This is a genomic window from Nocardia sp. NPDC102475 (assembly GCF_055584605.1).
Map to the genome: position 1 here is coordinate 11,994 of NZ_JBVJLS010000015.1, position 19,476 is coordinate 31,469.

The following is a 19,476-nucleotide window of genomic DNA, read 5'->3' on the forward strand; positions in this document are numbered from 1 at the left end:
CTGCGCGATGCTGTACTCATCGGCCCGCCTTACGTGCCGCGGCCATTCGCACCGCGTCGAGGATCTTCTCGTATCCCGTGCAGCGGCAGAGGTTTCCGGCGAGCGCCTCGCGGATCTCCACATCGGAGGGATCGGGATTGCGTTCGATGAGATCGTGCGCCTGCACGATGAGCCCCGGTGTGCAGAAGCCGCATTGGACCGCACCGGCCTCGACGAAGGCCTCCTGCATCGGATCGAGTTTCGCGCCATTGGCCAGCCCCTCGACGGTGCGCACCGAGCGATCCTGCACCTGGCCCGCGGCCACGAGACAGGAACACACCGGCGTGCCATCCAAATAGACTGTGCACGAACCGCATTCGCCTTGCTCACAGGCGTTCTTGGAGCCGGGTAGGCCCATGCGCTCGCGCAGGATATAGAGGAGGCTCTCGCCCTCCCACACATCGTCGACGGTCTCTTGCGAGCCGTTCACGTCGAAGGTCACACGCATCAGGCTGCCCTCCTTCTTTCTGCTAGGTAATCCGTCCAGGCCCAGGACAGGGTGCGGCGAGCCAGCACCGTCAGGGCATGTCTGCGGTATTCCGCGGTGCCGCGGACGTCATCGATCGGCTTGGCGGCGGCCGAGACCAGCGCACCGAATTCGCGGACGACGTCGAATGGCAATGGGGCCGGGTCATCCCAGTCCAGCGCATCGGCGAGGAACTGCTCGGCCGGTGTCGCGCGCAGCGGCGTCGGTCCGGCGGATCCGATGCCGGTGCCGACCGTGCGGGTGTCGGGGTGCAATGCGATCGAGAACGCGCAGACCGCGATCACCATGGCATTGCGGGTGCCGACCTTGGAGAAGTACTGCGGTCCGGTTGCGGGCTCGATCCGGATGGCGCGGATCAGCTCGTCGGGCTCCAGGGCGTTCTTCTTCACCCACACATAGAAGTCATCGATCGGGATCAGGCGGGTGCCGCGCGCGGCCGACTCCACCTCGATCACCGCATTGGCCGCCAGCAGCGCGGGGTGGGCGTCACCGGCCGGGGACGCACCGCCGAGATTGCCGCCGACCGTGCCGCGGTTGCGGATCTGCGGCGAACCGACGGTGCGCGAGGCCTGCGCCAGACCGGGCAGCTGGTGGTTGAGCCGGTTGATGATGCGCACATACGGGACGCCCGCGCCGATCCGGATCCGGCCGTAGGGCTCGGTCGAGTAATCGAACAGGTCGCGACAGCGGTTGAGATCGAGCAGTGCCGCCGGACGACCGTGGTCGAAGTTCATCTCGACCATGACATCGGTGCCGCCCTGAATGGGTTTCGCCTCCGGATTTGCGGCCTTCAGCTCGAGCGCCTCGGCCCAGGTATCGGGTCGTAGGAAATCCATCATCACTCCCAAGCCGGTCCGGGCGCGGGAGCGTCCTCGGTGAGTACGGTGCCCTCGATCAGGCCGTAAGGCCGGTCGGCGGCGAAGAACACCTCGTTGTCGTTCTCCAGTCCGAAGCCGGACAGATCCACGACGAAATGGTGCTTATTGGGCAGCGACAGCCGGACCTCGCAGACCTGCGGGACCGCGCCGATCACCCGGTCGCCCATGGCGTAGAGGGTCTGCTGCAGCGAGTAGCTGTAGGTATCGGCGAATGCCTCGAGCAGCGCACCGCGGACCTCGCGGTAGGCCTTGTCCCAGTCGCCCGGTTCGCTCGCGAAGCGCCACTCCGCGTTGACCTCGGTGGCCAGTACGCGGTCGTAGGCCTCCTGCAGCGTCGTGTACTTGTCCTTGATATAGCCGTGGAATTCCGAGCCGGTGGAGTTGAGCACCACCAGACCCGTCAAACCCGAGACCACCCAGGCGTTTTCGCCGTCGTAGTGCACCCGCGAGGTACGGGTCTCCTGGCCGGAGCGCACGAACGAATACTGCTTGTCACCGAGGCCGACCACGATGCGCTCCCAGGCGTACTCCTCCAGGGAGACCCGCGCGTGGTGGATGGGCGGCTGGGAATCGACGAAATGCCGTGCCAGCACAAGACCGAACGCTTCCGGCGAGGTGATGCCGTGTTCCTTGGCGAAGGCGAATACGGTGTTCTTCTGGGTGTCGGTCGGCAGGACTGTCGCGTTGTCACCGGTCAGGTGGACCTCGTCCATGTCACCGGATAACGCGACACCGACGTTCAGATCCCGGATCTCGTGGACGGCACCGGTTTTCGTCACCCGGACGACCCGGTTTTCCGCTTTGCCGTATCTATTCGGCCCGAGCTTGATCGACATGGTTCAGCTACCTCGGTAGGTCGAGTAGGAATAGGGACTGAGCAGCAGCGGCACGTGGTAGTGCTCGGCTGGGTCGGTGACGCGGAAGTCGATGGTCACCGACGGGTAGAACGGACTGAGGTCACCGGTTTCGAAAATCAGCCGGTGGATACCGATTTCGGGCGCGGGCAGATCCTTGACGCGCCCGTCGCCGTCGGTCCGGCGCTCGGCGAGCACGGTGCCGTCGGCATTTTCCAGCCGCACCGGCAGCCCCGCCGCCGGGCGACCGGATGCCGCGTCGAGCACATGGGTGGACAGACTCACCTGTCCTCCAACAGCTTTCGGATTCGCAGCCGGGTGATATCGGCGAGTTCGCGTTGAGTCGCGATGCGCTCGCCCTCGGCGGTATTCGCCAGCCGCCTGCGCAGTTCGGCGCGGATCTGCTCGGCGGAGCGGCCGGCGGCGCGGATCAGGAAGACGTGTCCGAACCGCTGCTCATAGGCGAGGTTGCCTGCGGCGATGTCATCGAGTGTCTGCTGGTCGGCGCTCGCCGTGCCGGACTGCTCACCGGCGGACCACTTGGCCTCGCGCTCGTGCGCGCCCGCCTTCGCCCGGTCACCGATGCGCGGATGCGCGGACAGCGCCTCCTCGATGTCGGGCCAACTCAGCTCCCGTACCCCGGCGACCGCGGCGGCTATCAGGCTCGTGCTGTCCACGTAGGGCCGGTGCGCCGCCACCTTCTGCGCCCAGACGTGTGAGGCGCAGCAGGTCAGCAGTTCCGCCTCGGCCTGGTCCGGAGGCAGCGAGTTGAGCCATCCGATCTCACCGGACATCCGATCTCCCATCGAGCTTGTTCTGGTGCTGGGAGTAAGTACACCCGCCGTTCATCTGCGCTGCTAGGACCCAGAAATCCGAAGTGTGCGCCAGTTCACACGGGCTCGTTTGTATGAATATCCAAAGCGTCGCCGGGAGGGCGCGAGCTGGGCTGTTAGCCTCGGCAAGTGTGCGACTTAGATCACTTCTGACCATGAACCTCGGTCTCGAGCTCGTCACCGGCGAAGAAGAGCTCGACCGCTTCGTGCGCTGGGTAGTGACCACCGACATGCTCGATCCGAGTCGCTATCTCTCCGGCGGTGAGCTGGTCCTGACCGGGCTGCAATGGCGGCTTTCGCCGGAGGACAGCGAGACCTTCGTGCGCGCGCTGGCCCAGGCCGGAGTCGCCGGACTCGCCGCCGGTGACGCCCGCTATGGCGGCGCTCCGCCCGACGTCGTCGAGGCCTGTCAACGGCATCGGATACCGCTGTTCCGTGTCCGCGAGGATATCGCATTCGCCCAGGTCACCGAGACATTGACCCGCAATCTGTCCACCGGGCGCGCCGCCGATCTGACCGCCATCCTCGACCGCCACCGCCAGCTCGTCTCGGGTACCGGGCTGGGCTCGGTGCTCGAGCTGATCGAACGCGATCTCGGGATGCGCTGCTGGGTCGTCGCATCCACCGGACGCGTGGTGGCCGGCCCCGCCGCACCACCGCCGGTCGGGGCCACCGCCGCCTTCCTGAACGCCCGCCGTCTCCCCCACGTGCTGGTCCAGGACAAGGCGCGCTACTCGCTGTTCGCCGTCGACGAGCACAGCACGTCCCGCGCCGCCGACTGGTTCCTGGTCTTCGAAGGTGACTTCAAAGACTGGCCGGAGGAACGTCGCGCCCTGACCGGCGAGCTCGCCGCGGTCGTATCGCTCGAACGCGCCCGGCTCGACGACCGTCAGAGCGCCGAGGGCCGCCTCGCCCAGGAACTCATCGAACTGATCGTCTCCGATGCCAAACCCGCCGAAATCATTTCCCGCCTGGAACTGACCGGCCTCGGTCCCGCCGAAACCTATATCGCGGTGGCAGCTGGCGCAGATGCCTTGCGCCCCGGCGAATTACGCGTCCTACTGCGCGAAATCCTCTACGGCAAAAGGCCGGCCGCAGGTGTGGTCGACGGTGAAGCCATCGCCCTCATCCCTGCAGACGGCTCCGTCATCAGCGAAATCCACCGCGCCGTAACCGCTTTGGAGCCCGGACTACAGGGTGCTCACCTCTCGATCGGTGTCAGCGGCATCGTCGACGGCGAAGGCCTACGCGGCGCTGTCGAAGAAGCCCGCTACGCCCGCCGCCTGGCCGCCGACCGCCCCACCCCCACCACCGTCGTCGGCCACGACGAACTCGCCACCCATATGCTCCTGCTGGCCAGCGTCCCCGACGAAGTCCGCCGAATGTTCCGCCTGCGCCTGCTCGACCCGTTGAGCAGCTACGACCAGGAAAACCGGGCCGACTTGGTGCACACCCTGGAAACCTTCCTCGAGGTGTCCGGCTCGTGGACCAAATGCGCTGAGCTACTTCACGTTCACGTGAATACCTTGCGCTACCGTATCCAACGCATCGAGGAACTGACCGGCCGCGACCTGTCCCGCCTCGAAGACCGCGTCGACTTCTTCCTCGCGCTCGCCCTCCGCTGAAGGAACCCATGGACAGCACGGACCTATACCTCCCGACTCGGCTCGGAACCCTGCACGTCGTCACAACCGGGCACGGCGATCCGCTCGTGATGTGGCCGAGCCTGCTCATGGACGCCGGGCTCTGGGACGCTCAGATCGCTCACTTCGCCGAGAATTACCTGACCATTGCGGTGGACCCGCCCGGCCATGGAAAATCCAGTCCACTCACCCGCGGCTTCACCTTCGACGACTGCGCGGGCTGCGTGGTCGACATCCTCGACCACCTCGAACTCTCGCGGACCCACTTCATCGGGAACTCCTGGGGCGCCATGATCGGCGGCACCTTGGCCGCCGAATATCCGGACCGCGTCCGATCCGCCATCTTGATGAACGGCACGGCCTCACCAGCCCCGAGCGGTCAGAAACTGCAGTACCGGGCGCTGCTGGTCCTCATCCGTATCCTGCGTGGCATCCGCCCGCCGCTCACTCGCTCGGTAGTGAGCGCATTCCTCGGGCCGACCACCGAAGCCACGCGCCCCGATGTGGTGCGCCGAGTCCTCGATACGGCACGTCGCAATGATCCGAAATCGGTCGCGCATGCCGTCCGATCCGTGGTGATCGAGCGCCCGGACCAACGCGACCGCTTCGCCGCGATCACCTGTCCCACACTGGTCGTCGGCGGTCGCGAGGATCGCACCTTTCCGGTACCCGAACTGGAGACCATGGCCCGGTCCATTCCCGGCGCCGAGCTGGCGGTTATCGAGGATGCCGCGCACCTCGCGGCCGCCGAGGTTCCCGATGTCGTCAATCAGTTGGTCGAAACCTTCCTGACGAACTGCGCCGAAGCGCGCTGACTCGTGCCGGTATTGCATACGGCCGCGCTGCGGCGAACGATTAGCTGTGCGGTGGCCGTGTTCGCGGGCCGTGCGGTCCGAGCACCCTCGGTGGACCACGACGCGTCACCCTCGCTATAGAGCGGAGTGATCCCTCCGCACTAGGAGGACTCGATGTTCATCCAAGTTATTCAAGGAAAGGTTTCCGACGCCGATCGACTACGTCGGTGTATGGATCGGTGGACCGAGGAATTGCAGCCGGGAGCCGACGGCTATCTCGGGACGACCAGCGGGTTGTGCAATGACGGAACGTTCATCGCATTGGCGAGGTTCGAATCCGAAGAAGCGGCGCGGCGCAATAGCAATCGTCCGGAGCAAGGCGCGTGGTGGGCCGAGACCGAGCAGTGCTTCGACGGACCGGTGCAGTTCATGGATTGCCCCGAGGTGACGCAGTGGCTGGGCGGTGGCTCGGATCAGGCCGGATTCGTCCAGGTCATGGAGGGCCATACCCGCAATCCGCGGCGCATGCGCGAACTGCTCGCCGAAGGCACCGAGCGCATCCACGAATTGCGCCCCGAAATTCTCGGCGGCACCTTGGCGACATATGGCAGCGACGGGTACGTCGAGGCCATCTACTTCACCTCCGAGGCCGAGGCCCGCGCCCACGAAAAGGTGGAGATTCCAGACGATCTGCGGACCCTGTTCGACGAGGAAGGCGAACTCATGGGCGAAGTCGAATACTTCGACCTACACGAACCGATGCTGGTCTCCCGCCGCTGACCCGAACCGTCGCATATCCAGTGACACCCGCGCGCGGGCGACCGTGCGAGGCGCTCGCTGGCTATGCGACACCCTCAACTGATACCCGCAATCCGCCAAGACAATTCGGGTGGGCGTTCGATGTCGGTGGTCGGCGCTAGCGTAGCGGCGTGAACCGTACGGATCGGCTATATGCGATCGTCGAGGAGTTGCGGGCGGTGGCGCCGCGAATGCGGACCGCGCGGGAGTTGGCCCAGCGTTATGAGGTGAGCGTTCGAACGATCGAACGCGATATCGCGGCACTGCAGCAGGCGAGTATTCCGATCTACGCGGATGTCGGCAGGCGCGGTGGGTACGCGTTGGAGAAGAGCATGTCGCTGCCGCCGCTCAATTTCACCGCAGCGGAAGCGGTCGCACTCGCCGTGGCTTTGGCGCGCAGCGAGGCGACGCCCTTCGACCAGGCGGGACGCAGCGCGTTGCGCAAGATTCTCGGGGTGATGTCGGAGCGCAATGCGGCCGCCGCGCGCGACCTCGCCGCGCGGGTTCGGTTGCTGGATCCGGTGGATGCGCGGCCCGTCCAGGCCATTCCGTCGGTCATCGGGCAATCGATCGAAGCGGGGCGGGTACTGCGGATCAGCTATTCGGATCGCTTCGGCGCGGCCAGTGACCGGGAGGTCGAGCCGACGGCATTCCTCAACGGATCGCACGGCTGGTATCTCATCGCGTGGTGCCGGTTGCGTGCGGAGTCGCGCTGCTTCCGGCTGGACCGCATCCGCGCGGTGACCATGACAGATACGCCGACCTTGCCGCGCCCGCTCACTCCTTCGGATATTCCGAAGGACCTCGAACTCCGAACCGTCGCGCTGTGAGACGAAATCGGCGGGAAACACCGACAGGGGGTTGTCGCCGCGCCGGGTGATCGTGATCGGGCAAGACACAGATACCCGATCGCGAGGAGACGACACGGTGAGCACTCCCCCTTTCAACACGGTTGCCTGGTTCCAGGTCGGCAGCGATAAGCCGCAGGAGGTCGAGAAGTTCTACGGCGACCTGTTCGGCTGGAGCTTCACCGCCGACCCGAACGCCGACACCTACGACTTGGTCAGCTACCCCGCGAGCGAGACACCCGAGCGGCGGCATCTCGCGCACCCCCGATGCCTCGGGCAATCACGCGACCTTCTTCGTCCTCGTCCAGGATGTGGCGGCCACGGTCGCCGCCGCCGAAAAGCTGGGCGGAAAGGTGTCGGTCCCACCGATCACCGGCAAGGACGGACTCGTCTTCGCACACATCCTCGACACCTCCGGAAACGACTTCGGCATCTTCAGCCCACCGCCGCAGCCGTGAACCGACGGGGGCCTCGGCCATCGGCCGGGGTCCCCCGGTCGGCTCGAACTTTGTTGCGGGGAGCCAACATAAGTCCATATCTCGAGTCCATCGCAATTCGGCAGCTATCCGATTTATCGAATGGATAGCCGCCGAATGCGCGGGCTAGCCTCGAAGTCCACTGCGCTGCGCTATCAGATGCTGACGACCATCAATCGCGGTTGAACTCGAGAATCGAGGATCCCGATGAGCAATTCCCCGGGCGTCGGACCGCACATGAGCCGCACACGCTGGTCGGCGGCACTCGGCGCAGTGATTCTCGCGGTGGCACTCAGCGGGTGCGCCTGTTCGTTCGGCGAGTATTCGGATGACGCGAGGGTGGCGGTCGAACAGTTCACCGAGCTGCTGAACAAGCGGGATGCCGATAGTGCCGCGAAATTGACCACCCAGCCGAGCAATGCCGCCACATCGCTGCGACAGGTGTTCGAGGGATTGGGCCCTGGTGCCCCGGACTTCCGTGTGTCGCAATTCATCGCATTGGATTCCAAGGAGGGAATCTTCGCCCTGCAGGGCGCGTGGGCATTCGGCCGCGATCGAAACTGGACATATGACGCGCAGGGCACGGTCCGAAAGTTGGCGACCGGCTGGCGAATCTCCTGGGACCCCACTATCGCCTTGCCGCAACTGGACAACACCCGCAAGGTCAACCTGGTAAAGGCATATCCGACGCCGCCTCCCGTGGTGAAGGACAGTCTCGGACAACCGTTGATGACCCAGCAGATCATCGCTGTGGTCCGGCTCGATCCCGCCCGCATCACCGATCCGGTCGCCACCACCGACGCGCTGGCGAAGGCCATCGCACCGGTCGCCCCGCTGATCACCGGGGAATCCTTACGCGCGCAACTCGCCGCCGCCAAAGGTCAACCGGTCGTCGCGGTGAATCTGCGGCAGGACGACTTCGCGGTTCTCGAACCTGACATCACGCCGATTCCCGGGGTGGTGGCGCAGCCGCAGCCACGGCTGATCTCGGCCGACCGGCGCATCCAATCCCCCATGCTCGACGCACTGCGCACGGTGTGGCAGGACAACCAGGACCGGACCGCGGGCTGGGCGGTCCAGCTATCGGGACCCGACGGACTGCCGATCGCAAACATCGCCGGACAGCAGGGCACACCGGCGCCGGATGTGTCCGCGACCCTGGATCCGTACTGGCAGCGCGCCGCTCAGGATGCGGTCAACTACCTCGGGAATCCGGCGGCCGTCGTCGCGATCCGTCCCGCGACCGGAGCCATTGTCGCCGCCGCCGAGAACAATGCGGCCAGCACGAACGATCCAGTGGCCTTCGCCGGGCTCGCTCCGATCGGCGGCACTTCCGAACTATTGCGGGCGGCCGCGGCCACCATCGCGCACAAACCGCCGCAGAACGTATCCCTCGACGAGATCACCCAGGCCGCCCGCACCCTCGGTCTCGGCGTCGATTTCGAGCTGACGGGTCTGAGCAAGGTGGGTTCGCGAATCCCGGCCCCGGGCACCGAAGAGACCCGGCGCGGCGGCCGGGCGAGCGAAATCCAGGCCAGCCCCTACGGCATGGCGATCCTCACCGCCGCCATCGCCAATGGGCGTATCACGCCACCCATGATCGAAATCGGCCGCCCGGCAACGACTTCCACCCAATCGAGTCCGCTGCCGGCTGCGGTGGCCGACCAACTCCGGAGCCTGATCGGCGGCGGCGGATATGTCACCACCGCGGGCGGGCAGGGCTGGCTGCTCGCCAATACCGGCGAGTTGGTCTTCGCACTTCATGTCGAGGATCCGGACAGCAGCACCACCCTGCGGAACGCGGCCGAACGCATTTTCCATCCGGACCTCGGATAGGCCTACGGCTCACAGCCAACACCCAGCTTGTCCTGAGCTGCGACCTTGCTCGGCCCGTCACGCTAGTGGAATGAGCAGAGCAGAGCCGGAAGCACGCATTCTCGTCATCGACGACGAGCCGATGATTGTCGAGCTCCTTGCGGTGAGTCTGCGATTTCAGGGGTTCGAGGTGGTCACCGCGATAAGCGGGACGGACGGACTGGACAAGGTGCGCCGGTTCCGGCCGGACGCGCTGATCGTGGACGTGATGATGCCGGGCATGGACGGGTTCGGGCTGTTGCGGCGGCTGCGCGCGGACGGGATCGATGCGCCGGTGCTGTTCTTGTCCGCGCGCGACGAGGTCGACGACAAACTCACCGGGCTGACCCTCGGCGCGGACGACTATGTCACCAAACCGTTCAGCCTGGAAGAGGTGATCGCCCGGCTGCGGGCCATCCTGCGGCGGTCGGGCAGGGATGCCGTCGCGGACCTGTCCTCCCGCATCGCGGTGGGCGATATCGAACTCGACGAGGACAGTCACGAAGTCTGGAAAGCCGGTGTGCCGGTGGCATTGTCGCCCACCGAGTTCACGCTGCTGCGATATTTCATGGTGAATTCGGGCAAGGTGCTCAGCAAGGCGAAGATCCTGGATCACGTGTGGCGCTATGACTTCGGCGGTGACGCGGGCGTGGTCGAGTCGTATGTGTCGTATCTGCGGCGCAAGGTCGATACCACCGAACCGAAGCTCATCCACACGCTGCGCAGCGTCGGCTATGTGCTGCGCGCACCGCAGCCGAGTCGGATATGAGACTGCGTGAATCACTCGCCCGGCGGGTGTCGGCCATCCCGCTGCGGGTGGGACTTGTTGTCGCCCTGGTCTTCCTGGTCGCCATGGTGCTGCTCGCCACGGGTTTCGCGGTGACCTCCGCCCTGAGTCGATCACTGACCGCACGCACCGACGAACAGCTCTACGACGCCGCTCACTCATGGGCCGAACCACGCGAGATGAAACAGGTCGTCACGAATGACGGTGCGACGGTGTGGGTTCCGGCCGACCTGCCGCAAGCGCCGGCACCTCGGCTGTTCACCGATCAACCCCGCCGCTTCTACGAGTTGCACAAAGGCCCCGAGGGACAGACCTATCCGGGCACCTCGGTCACGGTCGCCGGCATCGGCACCACGCCGGATATCGACGGAAATACGGCATCGGTCCCCACGACCGTCGGCTCGACCGACGGATCCGAGGTGCAGTGGCGCGCCCTCACCACCAGCAACCAGTACGGCTCGACGACCATCGCGCTGCCGCTCACCGATAACCAGGAGACGGTATCGCGCTTGATCTACTTCGAACTCGGCACCGGCGCGGCCGCGCTGATCGCGCTCGGTGTGGTCGGGTACTTCGTCGTGCGACGCAGCCTACGGCCGCTGCGCAATGTCGAGAAGACCGCGGCGGCGATCGCGGGCGGTGATCTGCACCGGCGCGTTCCGGTACGTGGTGTCGATACCGAGGTCGACCGGTTGGCGCGGTCGCTGAATGCGATGCTCGCGCAGATCCAGCACGGCGTCGCAGCCACCGAGGCCTCCGAGGAAGACGCCCGGCGCTCGGAACGCCGGATGCGCCAGTTCATCGCCGACGCCAGCCACGAATTGCGCACCCCGCTCACCACGATTCGCGGTTTCGCCGAGCTCTACCGCCAAGGCGCGAGCACGGATGCCGCCATGGTGGTGGGCCGCATCGAGGGCGAGGCCGAGCGTATGGGCCTGCTCGTCGAGGACCTGCTCATGCTCGCGCGGCTGGATGCCAAACGCCCACTCGACCGCCGCCAAGTGGATCTGCTGGCGCTCGCCGGCGATGCGGTGCACAATGCGCAGGCCATGGCGGCGCGGCAGCAACCTCGACGCCCGATCACGCTGGAAGTCCGTCCCGGCGTCGGCACCATGGACGTGACCGGCGACGAAACGCGATTGCGGCAGGTGCTGGCCAACCTGCTCGGCAACGCTCTGGCCCACACTCCGGCCACCGCCGCGATCACCGTGCGGCTCACGCCGTCCGCGGATGACGTGCGCATCGATGTCGTCGACACCGGCCCCGGCCTGACGCCGGAGGCCGCCGCCCGCGTCTTCGAACGGTTCTATCGCACCGACGACTCGCGCACCCGGGCCAGTGGCGGAACGGGTTTGGGGCTATCGATCGTGCAGGCCCTCGTGACGGCGCACGGCGGTCGGGTGAGCGTGGACAGTGAGCCGGGCAACGGCGCGACCTTCACGGTGATCCTGCCGCGTGCGACGGCCGCCTTGTAGCTCACTGGGTCGGCACGAGTTGCGCTGTAGTCGGTGCGGGCCTCGGCCTTTCGTAACGCACCGGCGCCGTCGCGCCGAAGTGGTTGCGAACCTCGGTGCACACCTGGATGAGTCGATCCACCTGCATATCGGTGAGCCCCGCATGCAGTGAGAGGCGGATGCGCGCGCGGTCGGGCGCGGTAGCAGGCCAGCACAGAACCGAACCGAAAACGCCATGGGCCTCCAGGAAGTCGCGGATGGCGATCGTGCGCTCATCCGAACCGGTCTGCAACGCGACGATATGGCTGGCCGAACCCTCCAGATCGAATTCCAAGGCCATCAGCGCACGGCGCACGACCGCGGAGATCTCGCGCAGCCGGACCCGCCGCCACTCGTCGATGCGAATCACATCGAGCGTCGCGGCCAGACCGGCGATATCGTGCGGCAGCAGTGTCGCGGAGAAGACCGCGGGATCGGATTCCATCTTGAAGTAGTCGACGAAATCGATATTGTTCGCGGCGACGAACCCGGCGCGTCCCGCGAAAGCCGTTGCGAGGCTGGCGATCCGGAATGGCACCCGGTCGGTGAGGCCGAGCGCGACCACCATGCCCGCACCGTAGGGCCCATCGGTGCCGAGCGAATGCGATTCGTCGACCACCAGCACACTGCCGGTTTCGTCGGCGACGTCGCAGATCTGGGTCAGCGGACAGCGACTCCCGTTGCTGCTGTAAATCGAATCCACCGCGATGATGCCGGGGCCGTGCTTGCGGATCTCCTCGCGCAGATGGCCCGGAAAATTATGCCGGAACGAATATACCGGCGCACCAGCGGTTTTCGCGCCGTGCCACAGCGACATATGCGCAATGTGATCGACATAGACCGGCGTCTGCGAGTCGGCGATCGACTGCATCAATCCAGCATTCGCATCCCAGCCCGACTGACACAGAATTCCGGCGGCCGCCCGCATATGTTCGGCAAGTGTCGTTTCCAGCGCGATCTGCGGATGATCGGGACCGTGTACGAAGACGCCCGACGGAGGTGCTCCCCCGCTCGCGTACTGCAATGCCGCGCACATCGCGCCGACGATATGCGGCTCGTGAGCCAGCGCGAGATAGTCATTGCTGCTCAGCACGACATCACCCGGCCTGGGCTTACGGCCGTGCAGAATATGCCGTCCGCCCCATGCGATCGCGACCCGTTCCCTGTGGAATCGGTTGACGCGAAGGAATATGCGGTCGGCAACCGACATTGTCATCTGAACTCCTTTCACTGCTATCAGCTACCTGGATGTTCGTTAGTGCACAGTCGCTTACAGCGGAGGTGAATGCGAGCGTGGCCGGGGCGCCGAGAACCGAGTGTTCCCTGGACCGGACACTAGCGCTGCTCGATGTACTGGCGCAGAATCGTAATCGGTGCGCCGCCATGATGTTATCGTGAAAGTGTGCAGCTTCGATACAGCTACCGCCTCTACCCGACATCGGGTCAGCAGACGAAGTTGGCGAAGGCATTCGGGTGCGCTCGTGTCGTCTTCAACGATGCGCTTTCATCACGGCGGCATGCATACGCGGAGGGATTGACGCTCTCGGACGCGGACCTGTCGAAGCGGCTCACAGAGGCGAAGAAGACACCGCAGCGAGGGTGGCTCGGTGAGGTGTCATCGGTGGTATTGCAGCAGGCGCTGGCCGACCTGAACACCGCCTACCGCAACTTCTTCGCCTCGATCACGGGCAAACGGAAGGGAGCGAGGATAGCGCCGCCCCGGTACCGGTCCCGGAAAGATAACCGGCAGTCGATCCGGTTCACCCGCAACGCCCGGTTCCAGGTCCTCGCCAATGGCAAGCTGCGATTGCCAAAGATCGGTGACATCGAGCTTCGCTGGTCGAGGGGCCTGCCGTCGGAACCATCATCGGTCACCGTCACCAAGGATGCGGCAGGCCGGTATTTCGCGTCGTTCGTGGTGTTTGTCGCCGACGAGTCACTGCCCGAGCTGGACACCGAGGTCGGTATCGACTTGGGACTCACCACCTTCGCGGTGTTATCGGACGGGAAGGTGATCGAATCCCCGAAGTTTCTGCGCCGAGCCGAACGCAAGCTCCGCAAGGCCCAGCAGGATCTGTCGAAGAAGCAGAAGGGCAGCCGTAACCGCGCGAAGGCCAGAGTCCGGTTAGCGAAAGCCCACGCACCGGTAGCCGATACCCGGCGAGATTGGGCGCACAAACACTCCACGGCGATCATCGGCGACAACCAAGCCGTATACGTCGAGGACCTGTGCGTCCAAGGTCTCGCTCGCACGCGGCTCGCCAAGAGCGTGCATGACGCGGGTTGGGGCATGTTCATCCGCATGCTGGCAGAGAAAGCGGCCAGGCACGGCCGCACTTTCGCCAAGGTGGACCGTTTCTTTCCGTCCAGCCAGTTGTGTTCGGTATGTGGCCGGATCGACGGTAAGAAACCGCTGTCGGTCCGGACGTGGCGGTGTCCATGCGGCGCGGTCCACGACCGGGACATGAACGCGGCAACCAACATCCTCGCGGCTGGGCAGACCGAGAGGTTAAACGCCTGTGAAGGCCAGGTAGGACCAGCCCCCGGGCTGGCACCGGCCATTGAAGCAGGAACCCACCAAGACAGCTCCACGGCTGTGGTAGGAATCCTCACCTCTGATGGCGGGGCGGATGTCAATACAGAGCACACACCGAGTCGTCGTTCGTCGTAAATCACTCCTCGCCACATGTGCCGAAATCGGCGGCTCGGCCCGGGGTCTGTCGCACTAACAGCGCCCTAACAGCGACAACAGGCACGATGGTCGGGTGCGGGTACTGGTGGTCGAGGACGAGCAGTTGCTGGCCGACGCGATAGCCGATGGGCTGCGGCGGCATGCGATGGCGGTCGATGTGGTGTACGACGGCGCGGATGCGCTGGAGCGGGTCGGCGTGAACGACTATGACGTGATCGTGTTGGATCGCGATCTACCGACGGTATCCGGGGATATCGTCTGCACCTCGCTCACCGAGGCAGGCAGCGACGCCAGGATTCTGATGCTGACGGCCGCCGCGGCGGTGGCCGAGCGAGTCGCGGGGCTCGGTCTCGGCGCCGACGACTACCTGACCAAACCGTTCGCATTCGCCGAATTGGTGGCTCGCATTCAGGCGCTGGGACGGCGCGCACGGCCCGCGACCCCGTTGGTGCTGGAGCGGGCCGGGATTCGGCTCGACCCGCATCGACTGACGGTCACCCGCGACGGCGAGCCGGTTTCGTTGTCGCGCAAGGAGTTCGCGGTACTGGCCGAATTATTGCGTGCCGACGGCGGAGTGGTGTCGGCGGAGCAGTTATTGGAGAAGGCATGGGACGAGAACATCGATCCGTTCACGGGGGTGGTGCGCTACACGATCATGATGGTGCGCCGGAAATTGGGCGATCCACCCGTGATCGAGACTGAGGCGGGCGTAGGGTACCGCATCCGATGAGGGGCCGCACCATTCGGCTCCGGCTCACCCTGCTGTACGCGGGCGCGTTCTTCATCGCCGGGGCGATTCTGGTTGCGCTGATGTATTTCTACCTCGATCGGTCGCTGGATCGGCGACACGGGATGGGTGCCCAGATCCTCGTGCGCGAGTACCTGGCCAAGCGGAATCGCCCGATCGTCACCGAGGAGTTGTACACGGCGCTGACCGCGCAAGCCGCCAAGGAGCGCCGCGACACCTTGGAGGCGATGCTCGTCTGGTCGCTGGTCTCACTTGGTGCGATCGGGATCGTCGCGGGCGGACTGGGTTGGCTGCTGGCCGGGCGGGCCTTACATCCGCTGCAACAGATCACCGCGACCGCGCGCCGGGTGGCCGATCGCAGCCTGCACGAGCGGATCGCGCTGACCGGCCCCGACGACGAAATCAAGGATCTGGCAGACACTTTCGACGCCATGCTGGAACGGTTGGATCGCGCCTTCGACGGTCAGCGGCGCTTCGTCGCCAATGCCTCACATGAACTGCGCACACCGTTGACCATCAATCGCACGTTGATCGAAGTGGCGCTGGACGATCCCGACGCACCCGAATCCACGCGTCGGCTCGGGGCAACGCTTTTGGAGGTCAATAGTCGGCACGAGCGGCTGATAGACGGATTGCTGGTGCTCGCGAGCAGTGAGCAGCGGCTCATCGAGCGCAGTCGGGTCGATCTGGCCGAGGTGGCCCGTCGGGTGGTCACCGTCGCGGGTGATGCCGCCGACCGGGCCGGTATCGAGATCCGCACCGATGTCGAGGCGGCTCCGGTCTCCGGTGATCCGGTGTTGCTGGAACGTCTGGCGCAGAACTTGGTGGACAACGCGATTCGCTACAACGTCAGCGAAAAAGGTTGGGTCTCGATCAGATCGGTGCGCACCGGGGGCAATGCCCAGCTCGTGGTCGAGAATACCGGCCCAGTCGTGCCTGCCTTCGAGGTCGACGGGCTCTTCGAACCGTTCCGCAGACTGGCCACCGGCGAACGGGTCGCCGAATCGGCGCATGCACCGAACAGCCGGGGCGCGGGGCTGGGTCTGTCGATCGTGCGCTCGGTCGCGCACGCACACGGTGGCGAGGTCCGGGCAACGGCGCGGCCCGAGGGCGGTCTCATCGTCACGGTCACCATCGAGAGCCGAACGGGCGACGCCGGATAGCGCCGCCCGCGTTCGACTCAGTAGTTGTGGCAGGTGTTCGCGATCTGGCGCAGCTTGTCGATCTTCTGCTGGCCCTCGGGCGAATTGCGCTTCTCCTCGATCTTGGTCCGCGCATTCGGGTGGTTATCGATCCACTGCTGGGCGCGCTGCTTGCGCTGCTCGACCGGCAGGCCGAGGAATTCCTGCAGCTTCGCCTTGCGATCGGGATGACTGTCCAGGCGTTCGGCGAGCTTGGGCGCCTCGGCGTGAATGGCCGCATCCACCTGGGCGAAGCTGCATGTCGTCTCGATCAGTCCGCCACCGATGCCCGGTTGCGCCGAAGCGGTTCCAGGAACCAGTAGCGCTCCCGCCGCGAGCAGACCGCCGAGTGCAACAGCGGTGCGCACGAATCCGGTACGGGTGTATGTCATGACGAATGACCCTTTCCATTGGCGATCGGATCACGGCAGGCAGTGCCACGATCCGATGCACAGTCCATCAGGCAGGGTGTTTGCACAGTGCTAGGAACGGCGCACGCGGGCGAGCCAAGCTGCCTCATCGACAATGCTGCCGGGGGTAAGGCCGAGTTCTCGTGCCTCGACGACCGCCTCGCTGACGCGTCCGCGATACCGTGCGGGTTTCAGTTCTTCCAAATCCCAGCCCGCGCCGAACGGGTCGGAGATCGCGGAGCGGCTGATGCGCGGACCGAAGCCGGGTTCGGCATCCGAGAGCGCGAGGATGTGGAGGTACCCGCCGGGCTTCAGGACCCGATGCAGGCTGCGCAGATAGTCGGTCGGATCGCCGTTGTCGTGGGCGAAGACGTGGAACAGCGCACTGTCGAGAATGGTGTCGTAGCGCGGCTCGTCCCCCAGATTCAGCGCATCGGCCACCTCGAACCGCGCGACCACGCCGCGCTCCCGCGCATTGGCCCTGGCATATGCGATCGCACTCGGTGCGAGATCCACCCCGAGCACGTCATGGCCGAGCTCGGTCAGCCGAATGGTGTGCTCACCGGCACCACACCCCACATCGAGCACCGCACCCCGAATCCACCCCTGCTCGATCAGCTCGAGCACCGCGGGCTGCGGCTCCCCGATCACCCACGGAGCGGACCCGTTGTCATAGACGGCATTCCAGAATTCAGGCGGTCGATTCATATCTCCAGCCTTCAACCTCAACCAGGGTTCATGTCAACCCAACCGGGCTACATTGCGCTGATGACCGAGTCCCCGCACCTGCGCCCCGCCCACCCCGAGGACGCCGAATCCATCGCGACCATCTGGTACGAAGGCTGGCGCGACGCCCACCTCGGCAATGTCCCCGACGAACTCATCGCCGTCCGGCCCCAGGAATCGTTCGGCACGCGCGCCGCGGAGCGCATCGACGACACCGTTGTCGCGATCGTCGCCGACCACGTAGCCGGTTTCGTCATGACCCTCGATGACGAAGTCGACCAGGTCTACCTATCCCGGCACCACCGCGGCACCGGAGTCGCCGCGTCCCTGCTCGGTGCCGCCGAGCAGCGCATTCATGCTGGCGGTCATTCCCGCGCCTGGTTGGCCGTAGTCGCGGGCAACACCCGCGCCCGCGCCTTCTACGCCCGGAACGGATGGGTCGATGAGGGGCCGTTCAGCCACCGAGCACCTGGACCGGATGGCCCCGTGTCGGTTCCTGCCCACCGCTACGTCAAGCATCTGGGTTTTTCGCCGAAGAACTAGGCGCGCCCGTCCGTTTCCGCGCGAAACGCGGCGCGTTGCGGTTCGCCAGTCAAGTCGCGACGCGCGTGGCGTTATCGATCCTGGGAATCTCGACCAGCCCGTTATTGCGTTGCTCCACGTCGGAACAGCTGCCAACATCCCAGGATGGACACCGAGCACCCCGCCGCGCTTGCGTCCGGAATCGCGCCGCCTCAGCAGATCAACCTGGGCGATCTGCTGCTGCGCCGTTGGCAGCCCGAGGATCTGATGCCGCGATTCGACGCGGTCACCACCTCTTTCGACCACCTCCATCCATGGATGGACTGGCTCGCCGAACCCATGACACTCGAACAGCACCGTGCCTTCGGCGACGCGATGGCGACGAGCTGGCCCAGCCCCGACGGAAGTTGCAACTACGGCATCTTCGACGTCGACGGGACCCTACTCGGTGCGATCGGAATCCACGACCGCGTCGGCCCACGCACGCTGGAAATCGGCTACTGGTGCCATGTCGCGCATACCGGCCGCGGAATAATCCCCCGCTCCGCCGCCGCGCTGACGCGAATCGCACTAGCCCTACCTGGCATCGACCACGTCGAAATCCACTGCGACGAAGCCAATATCCGCAGCGCCGCGGTCCCCCGCCGACTCGGATACCGGCTCGACCGGGTCGCACCACGTGAGGTGCGCGCCCCCGCGGAGTCGGGCCGCGGGATGTTCTGGATCAAGGACAACTTCCCGGCCAGCCGCCCAGTCGCGGGTTCTGAGCACGGCTGAGGGAGACCAGTTCGGCACGAACGTAGCCCGGCGGCGTGGACGACAGCTGAACGCTCGCTCAGGTATCTATGTCGTGCACGCTGACCGAGTCGCCCCTGATGGCGTCGCTCTCGTCCAAGTCGGCATCCAGGAGCCAGCCGTCTTCGCCGACTCGACACAGCCAGCCATCGGCCGCGCGCTCGTAGATCGGCATGCTGTCGACGGGGGCGAGGTCGAGCTTGAAATGGGTTTCTTCGTGAAAAGCGGCGAGCAATGCGCGCACAGACGGAGCGATCTCGCCCCGAGGGATCTCGGACATCTGCCCTATGCCTCCAATGAGTTCGGCAGTGCCCTCGAATTCGTGAGCGCCGCCCAGTAGTCATCTCGAAGCGCGTCCCAAAGATCACTGTGCTTGGGCAGCAACTCCCGAGCGGCGGCCAAATCGGGATATGGATCGAACATGACCGTCCCGGGTTGCGCATCCGTCAGCGGGGCGCGCGACGGCAAGCAGTACGCGGCGAACGACTCCGAAGTGAGCTGCACACGCAACACCCGCGCGGAGCATCCGACGAGCTGCCATATGGCAACCTTGCGACCGTCCCGAGTTTGCGTGGTACGCAACCGATCTCGTCGCATCACACGGCCTCACGATTCGCA

Annotated in this window: 23 protein-coding genes; 13 read left to right on the plus strand and 10 right to left on the minus strand. The window is 65.6% G+C overall.

Translation table 11 applies throughout. From position 1 onward, the window contains the following. Window positions 1-16: 16 nt before the first annotated feature. From ACZ60G_RS25655 to uraD, 5 genes are read right to left on the minus strand one after another with little or no spacing between them, the layout of a single operon-like run. Window positions 17-487 (minus strand): (2Fe-2S)-binding protein, encoded by a 471-nt coding sequence (locus tag ACZ60G_RS25655; RefSeq protein ID WP_465812979.1) that lies wholly within the window; start codon window positions 485-487, stop codon window positions 17-19. Further along, the gene (locus ACZ60G_RS25660; protein ID WP_465812981.1) at window positions 487-1,362 is read right to left on the minus strand and encodes an FAD binding domain-containing protein; all 876 of its coding nucleotides are present in this window, start codon (window positions 1,360-1,362) and stop codon (window positions 487-489) included. The genes ACZ60G_RS25655 and ACZ60G_RS25660 overlap by 1 nt, the downstream gene beginning before the upstream one ends. Before the next feature lie 2 nt (window positions 1,363-1,364). Next, on the minus strand, window positions 1,365-2,240 hold the full coding sequence (gene pucL / locus ACZ60G_RS25665) for a factor-independent urate hydroxylase (protein WP_465812982.1): 876 nt from the start codon (window positions 2,238-2,240) through the stop codon (window positions 1,365-1,367). Window positions 2,241-2,243: 3 nt separating this feature from the next. Further along, window positions 2,244-2,543, minus strand: coding sequence for a hydroxyisourate hydrolase (gene uraH / locus ACZ60G_RS25670; RefSeq protein WP_465812984.1), 300 nt, complete (start codon window positions 2,541-2,543; stop codon window positions 2,244-2,246). After that, window positions 2,540-3,052 (minus strand): 2-oxo-4-hydroxy-4-carboxy-5-ureidoimidazoline decarboxylase, encoded by a 513-nt coding sequence (gene uraD / locus ACZ60G_RS25675; protein ID WP_465812985.1) that lies wholly within the window; start codon window positions 3,050-3,052, stop codon window positions 2,540-2,542. Before uraD ends, uraH begins: the two co-directional genes overlap by 4 nt. A gap of 194 nt (window positions 3,053-3,246) precedes the next feature. Here uraD and ACZ60G_RS25680 point away from each other — a divergent pair, with 194 nt between their 5' ends. The 8 genes from ACZ60G_RS25680 to ACZ60G_RS25715 all read left to right on the plus strand — a co-directional run bounded on the left by ACZ60G_RS25680 (window position 3,247) and on the right by ACZ60G_RS25715 (window position 11,766). Then, window positions 3,247-4,716: a PucR family transcriptional regulator gene (locus ACZ60G_RS25680; RefSeq protein WP_465812987.1), complete on the plus strand. Its 1,470-nt coding sequence runs from the start codon at window positions 3,247-3,249 to the stop codon at window positions 4,714-4,716. A gap of 8 nt (window positions 4,717-4,724) precedes the next feature. Continuing rightward, window positions 4,725-5,549, plus strand: a complete 825-nt coding sequence (locus tag ACZ60G_RS25685) for an alpha/beta fold hydrolase (protein ID WP_465812989.1) — start codon at window positions 4,725-4,727, stop codon at window positions 5,547-5,549. A 153-nt stretch (window positions 5,550-5,702) separates the two neighbouring features. Beyond that, the gene (locus tag ACZ60G_RS25690) at window positions 5,703-6,308 is read left to right on the plus strand and encodes a hypothetical protein (RefSeq protein WP_465812991.1); all 606 of its coding nucleotides are present in this window, start codon (window positions 5,703-5,705) and stop codon (window positions 6,306-6,308) included. Window positions 6,309-6,457: 149 nt separating this feature from the next. Beyond that, complete coding sequence (locus ACZ60G_RS25695; protein WP_465812993.1) at window positions 6,458-7,156, plus strand: helix-turn-helix transcriptional regulator; 699 nt, start codon at window positions 6,458-6,460, stop codon at window positions 7,154-7,156. A gap of 122 nt (window positions 7,157-7,278) precedes the next feature. Beyond that, on the plus strand, window positions 7,279-7,632 hold the full coding sequence (locus ACZ60G_RS25700; RefSeq protein WP_465812995.1) for a VOC family protein: 354 nt from the start codon (window positions 7,279-7,281) through the stop codon (window positions 7,630-7,632). 225 nt (window positions 7,633-7,857) lie between these two features. After that, window positions 7,858-9,486: an NTF2-like N-terminal transpeptidase domain-containing protein gene (locus ACZ60G_RS25705; protein ID WP_465812996.1), complete on the plus strand. Its 1,629-nt coding sequence runs from the start codon at window positions 7,858-7,860 to the stop codon at window positions 9,484-9,486. A 70-nt stretch (window positions 9,487-9,556) separates the two neighbouring features. Beyond that, on the plus strand, window positions 9,557-10,273 hold the full coding sequence (locus tag ACZ60G_RS25710) for a response regulator transcription factor (protein ID WP_063037967.1): 717 nt from the start codon (window positions 9,557-9,559) through the stop codon (window positions 10,271-10,273). Further along, window positions 10,270-11,766, plus strand: coding sequence for a sensor histidine kinase (locus ACZ60G_RS25715; protein WP_465812998.1), 1,497 nt, complete (start codon window positions 10,270-10,272; stop codon window positions 11,764-11,766). The genes ACZ60G_RS25710 and ACZ60G_RS25715 overlap by 4 nt, the downstream gene beginning before the upstream one ends. A gap of 1 nt (window position 11,767) precedes the next feature. Here the strand turns inward: ACZ60G_RS25715 and cqsA are convergent, their stop codons facing one another. Beyond that, window positions 11,768-13,000 (minus strand): alpha-hydroxyketone-type quorum-sensing autoinducer synthase, encoded by a 1,233-nt coding sequence (gene cqsA / locus ACZ60G_RS25720; protein ID WP_465813000.1) that lies wholly within the window; start codon window positions 12,998-13,000, stop codon window positions 11,768-11,770. A 186-nt stretch (window positions 13,001-13,186) separates the two neighbouring features. Between cqsA and ACZ60G_RS25725 the strand changes: the two genes are divergently transcribed. The 3 genes from ACZ60G_RS25725 (at window position 13,187) to ACZ60G_RS25735 (ending at window position 16,387) form a co-directional block, all read left to right on the plus strand. After that, on the plus strand, window positions 13,187-14,455 hold the full coding sequence (locus ACZ60G_RS25725) for an RNA-guided endonuclease InsQ/TnpB family protein (RefSeq protein ID WP_465813002.1): 1,269 nt from the start codon (window positions 13,187-13,189) through the stop codon (window positions 14,453-14,455). Between the two features lie 94 nt (window positions 14,456-14,549). Further along, complete coding sequence (locus ACZ60G_RS25730) at window positions 14,550-15,206, plus strand: response regulator transcription factor (protein WP_387287789.1); 657 nt, start codon at window positions 14,550-14,552, stop codon at window positions 15,204-15,206. Further along, window positions 15,203-16,387, plus strand: a complete 1,185-nt coding sequence (locus tag ACZ60G_RS25735) for a sensor histidine kinase (RefSeq protein WP_465813004.1) — start codon at window positions 15,203-15,205, stop codon at window positions 16,385-16,387. The genes ACZ60G_RS25730 and ACZ60G_RS25735 overlap by 4 nt, the downstream gene beginning before the upstream one ends. A gap of 17 nt (window positions 16,388-16,404) precedes the next feature. Here ACZ60G_RS25735 and ACZ60G_RS25740 read toward each other — a convergent pair whose 3' ends face one another. Together ACZ60G_RS25740 and ACZ60G_RS25745 are read right to left on the minus strand one after the other, a co-directional pair. Next, on the minus strand, window positions 16,405-16,797 hold the full coding sequence (locus ACZ60G_RS25740; RefSeq protein WP_051182880.1) for a hemophore-related protein: 393 nt from the start codon (window positions 16,795-16,797) through the stop codon (window positions 16,405-16,407). A gap of 90 nt (window positions 16,798-16,887) precedes the next feature. Next, the gene (locus ACZ60G_RS25745) at window positions 16,888-17,523 is read right to left on the minus strand and encodes a class I SAM-dependent methyltransferase (protein WP_465813006.1); all 636 of its coding nucleotides are present in this window, start codon (window positions 17,521-17,523) and stop codon (window positions 16,888-16,890) included. A 60-nt stretch (window positions 17,524-17,583) separates the two neighbouring features. Here ACZ60G_RS25745 and ACZ60G_RS25750 point away from each other — a divergent pair, with 60 nt between their 5' ends. Together ACZ60G_RS25750 and ACZ60G_RS25755 are read left to right on the plus strand one after the other, a co-directional pair. Beyond that, entirely contained in the window at window positions 17,584-18,084 is a 501-nt protein-coding gene (locus ACZ60G_RS25750) for a GNAT family N-acetyltransferase (protein WP_465813008.1), read from the plus strand. A 144-nt stretch (window positions 18,085-18,228) separates the two neighbouring features. Beyond that, complete coding sequence (locus ACZ60G_RS25755; protein WP_465813010.1) at window positions 18,229-18,840, plus strand: GNAT family N-acetyltransferase; 612 nt, start codon at window positions 18,229-18,231, stop codon at window positions 18,838-18,840. Between the two features lie 58 nt (window positions 18,841-18,898). Here ACZ60G_RS25755 and ACZ60G_RS25760 read toward each other — a convergent pair whose 3' ends face one another. Both ACZ60G_RS25760 and ACZ60G_RS25765 read right to left on the minus strand, forming a co-directional pair. After that, complete coding sequence (locus tag ACZ60G_RS25760) at window positions 18,899-19,138, minus strand: hypothetical protein (RefSeq protein WP_465813012.1); 240 nt, start codon at window positions 19,136-19,138, stop codon at window positions 18,899-18,901. Window positions 19,139-19,143: 5 nt separating this feature from the next. After that, window positions 19,144-19,362: a hypothetical protein gene (locus tag ACZ60G_RS25765; protein ID WP_465813014.1), complete on the minus strand. Its 219-nt coding sequence runs from the start codon at window positions 19,360-19,362 to the stop codon at window positions 19,144-19,146. Window positions 19,363-19,476 lie beyond the last annotated feature (114 nt).

Excerpts from the sequence above, each read along its gene's own strand:
- ACZ60G_RS25655 (WP_465812979.1), bottom strand. The coding sequence starts at position 487 with ATGCGTGTGACCTTCGACGTGAACGGCTCGCAAGAGACCGTCGACGAT.
- ACZ60G_RS25660 (WP_465812981.1), bottom strand. The coding sequence starts at position 1,362 with ATGGATTTCCTACGACCCGATACCTGGGCCGAGGCGCTCGAGCTGAAG.
- pucL (WP_465812982.1), bottom strand. The coding sequence starts at position 2,240 with ATGTCGATCAAGCTCGGGCCGAATAGATACGGCAAAGCGGAAAACCGG.
- uraD (WP_465812985.1), bottom strand. The coding sequence starts at position 3,052 with ATGTCCGGTGAGATCGGATGGCTCAACTCGCTGCCTCCGGACCAGGCC.
- ACZ60G_RS25680 (WP_465812987.1), top strand. The coding sequence starts at position 3,247 with ATGAACCTCGGTCTCGAGCTCGTCACCGGCGAAGAAGAGCTCGACCGC.
- ACZ60G_RS25685 (WP_465812989.1), top strand. The coding sequence starts at position 4,725 with ATGGACAGCACGGACCTATACCTCCCGACTCGGCTCGGAACCCTGCAC.
- ACZ60G_RS25690 (WP_465812991.1), top strand. The coding sequence starts at position 5,703 with ATGTTCATCCAAGTTATTCAAGGAAAGGTTTCCGACGCCGATCGACTA.
- ACZ60G_RS25705 (WP_465812996.1), top strand. The coding sequence starts at position 7,858 with ATGAGCAATTCCCCGGGCGTCGGACCGCACATGAGCCGCACACGCTGG.
- ACZ60G_RS25710 (WP_063037967.1), top strand. The coding sequence starts at position 9,557 with ATGAGCAGAGCAGAGCCGGAAGCACGCATTCTCGTCATCGACGACGAG.
- ACZ60G_RS25715 (WP_465812998.1), top strand. The coding sequence starts at position 10,270 with ATGAGACTGCGTGAATCACTCGCCCGGCGGGTGTCGGCCATCCCGCTG.
- cqsA (WP_465813000.1), bottom strand. The coding sequence starts at position 13,000 with ATGACAATGTCGGTTGCCGACCGCATATTCCTTCGCGTCAACCGATTC.
- ACZ60G_RS25735 (WP_465813004.1), top strand. The coding sequence starts at position 15,203 with ATGAGGGGCCGCACCATTCGGCTCCGGCTCACCCTGCTGTACGCGGGC.
- ACZ60G_RS25740 (WP_051182880.1), bottom strand. The coding sequence starts at position 16,797 with ATGACATACACCCGTACCGGATTCGTGCGCACCGCTGTTGCACTCGGC.
- ACZ60G_RS25745 (WP_465813006.1), bottom strand. The coding sequence starts at position 17,523 with ATGAATCGACCGCCTGAATTCTGGAATGCCGTCTATGACAACGGGTCC.
- ACZ60G_RS25750 (WP_465813008.1), top strand. The coding sequence starts at position 17,584 with ATGACCGAGTCCCCGCACCTGCGCCCCGCCCACCCCGAGGACGCCGAA.
- ACZ60G_RS25755 (WP_465813010.1), top strand. The coding sequence starts at position 18,229 with ATGGACACCGAGCACCCCGCCGCGCTTGCGTCCGGAATCGCGCCGCCT.
- ACZ60G_RS25760 (WP_465813012.1), bottom strand. The coding sequence starts at position 19,138 with ATGTCCGAGATCCCTCGGGGCGAGATCGCTCCGTCTGTGCGCGCATTG.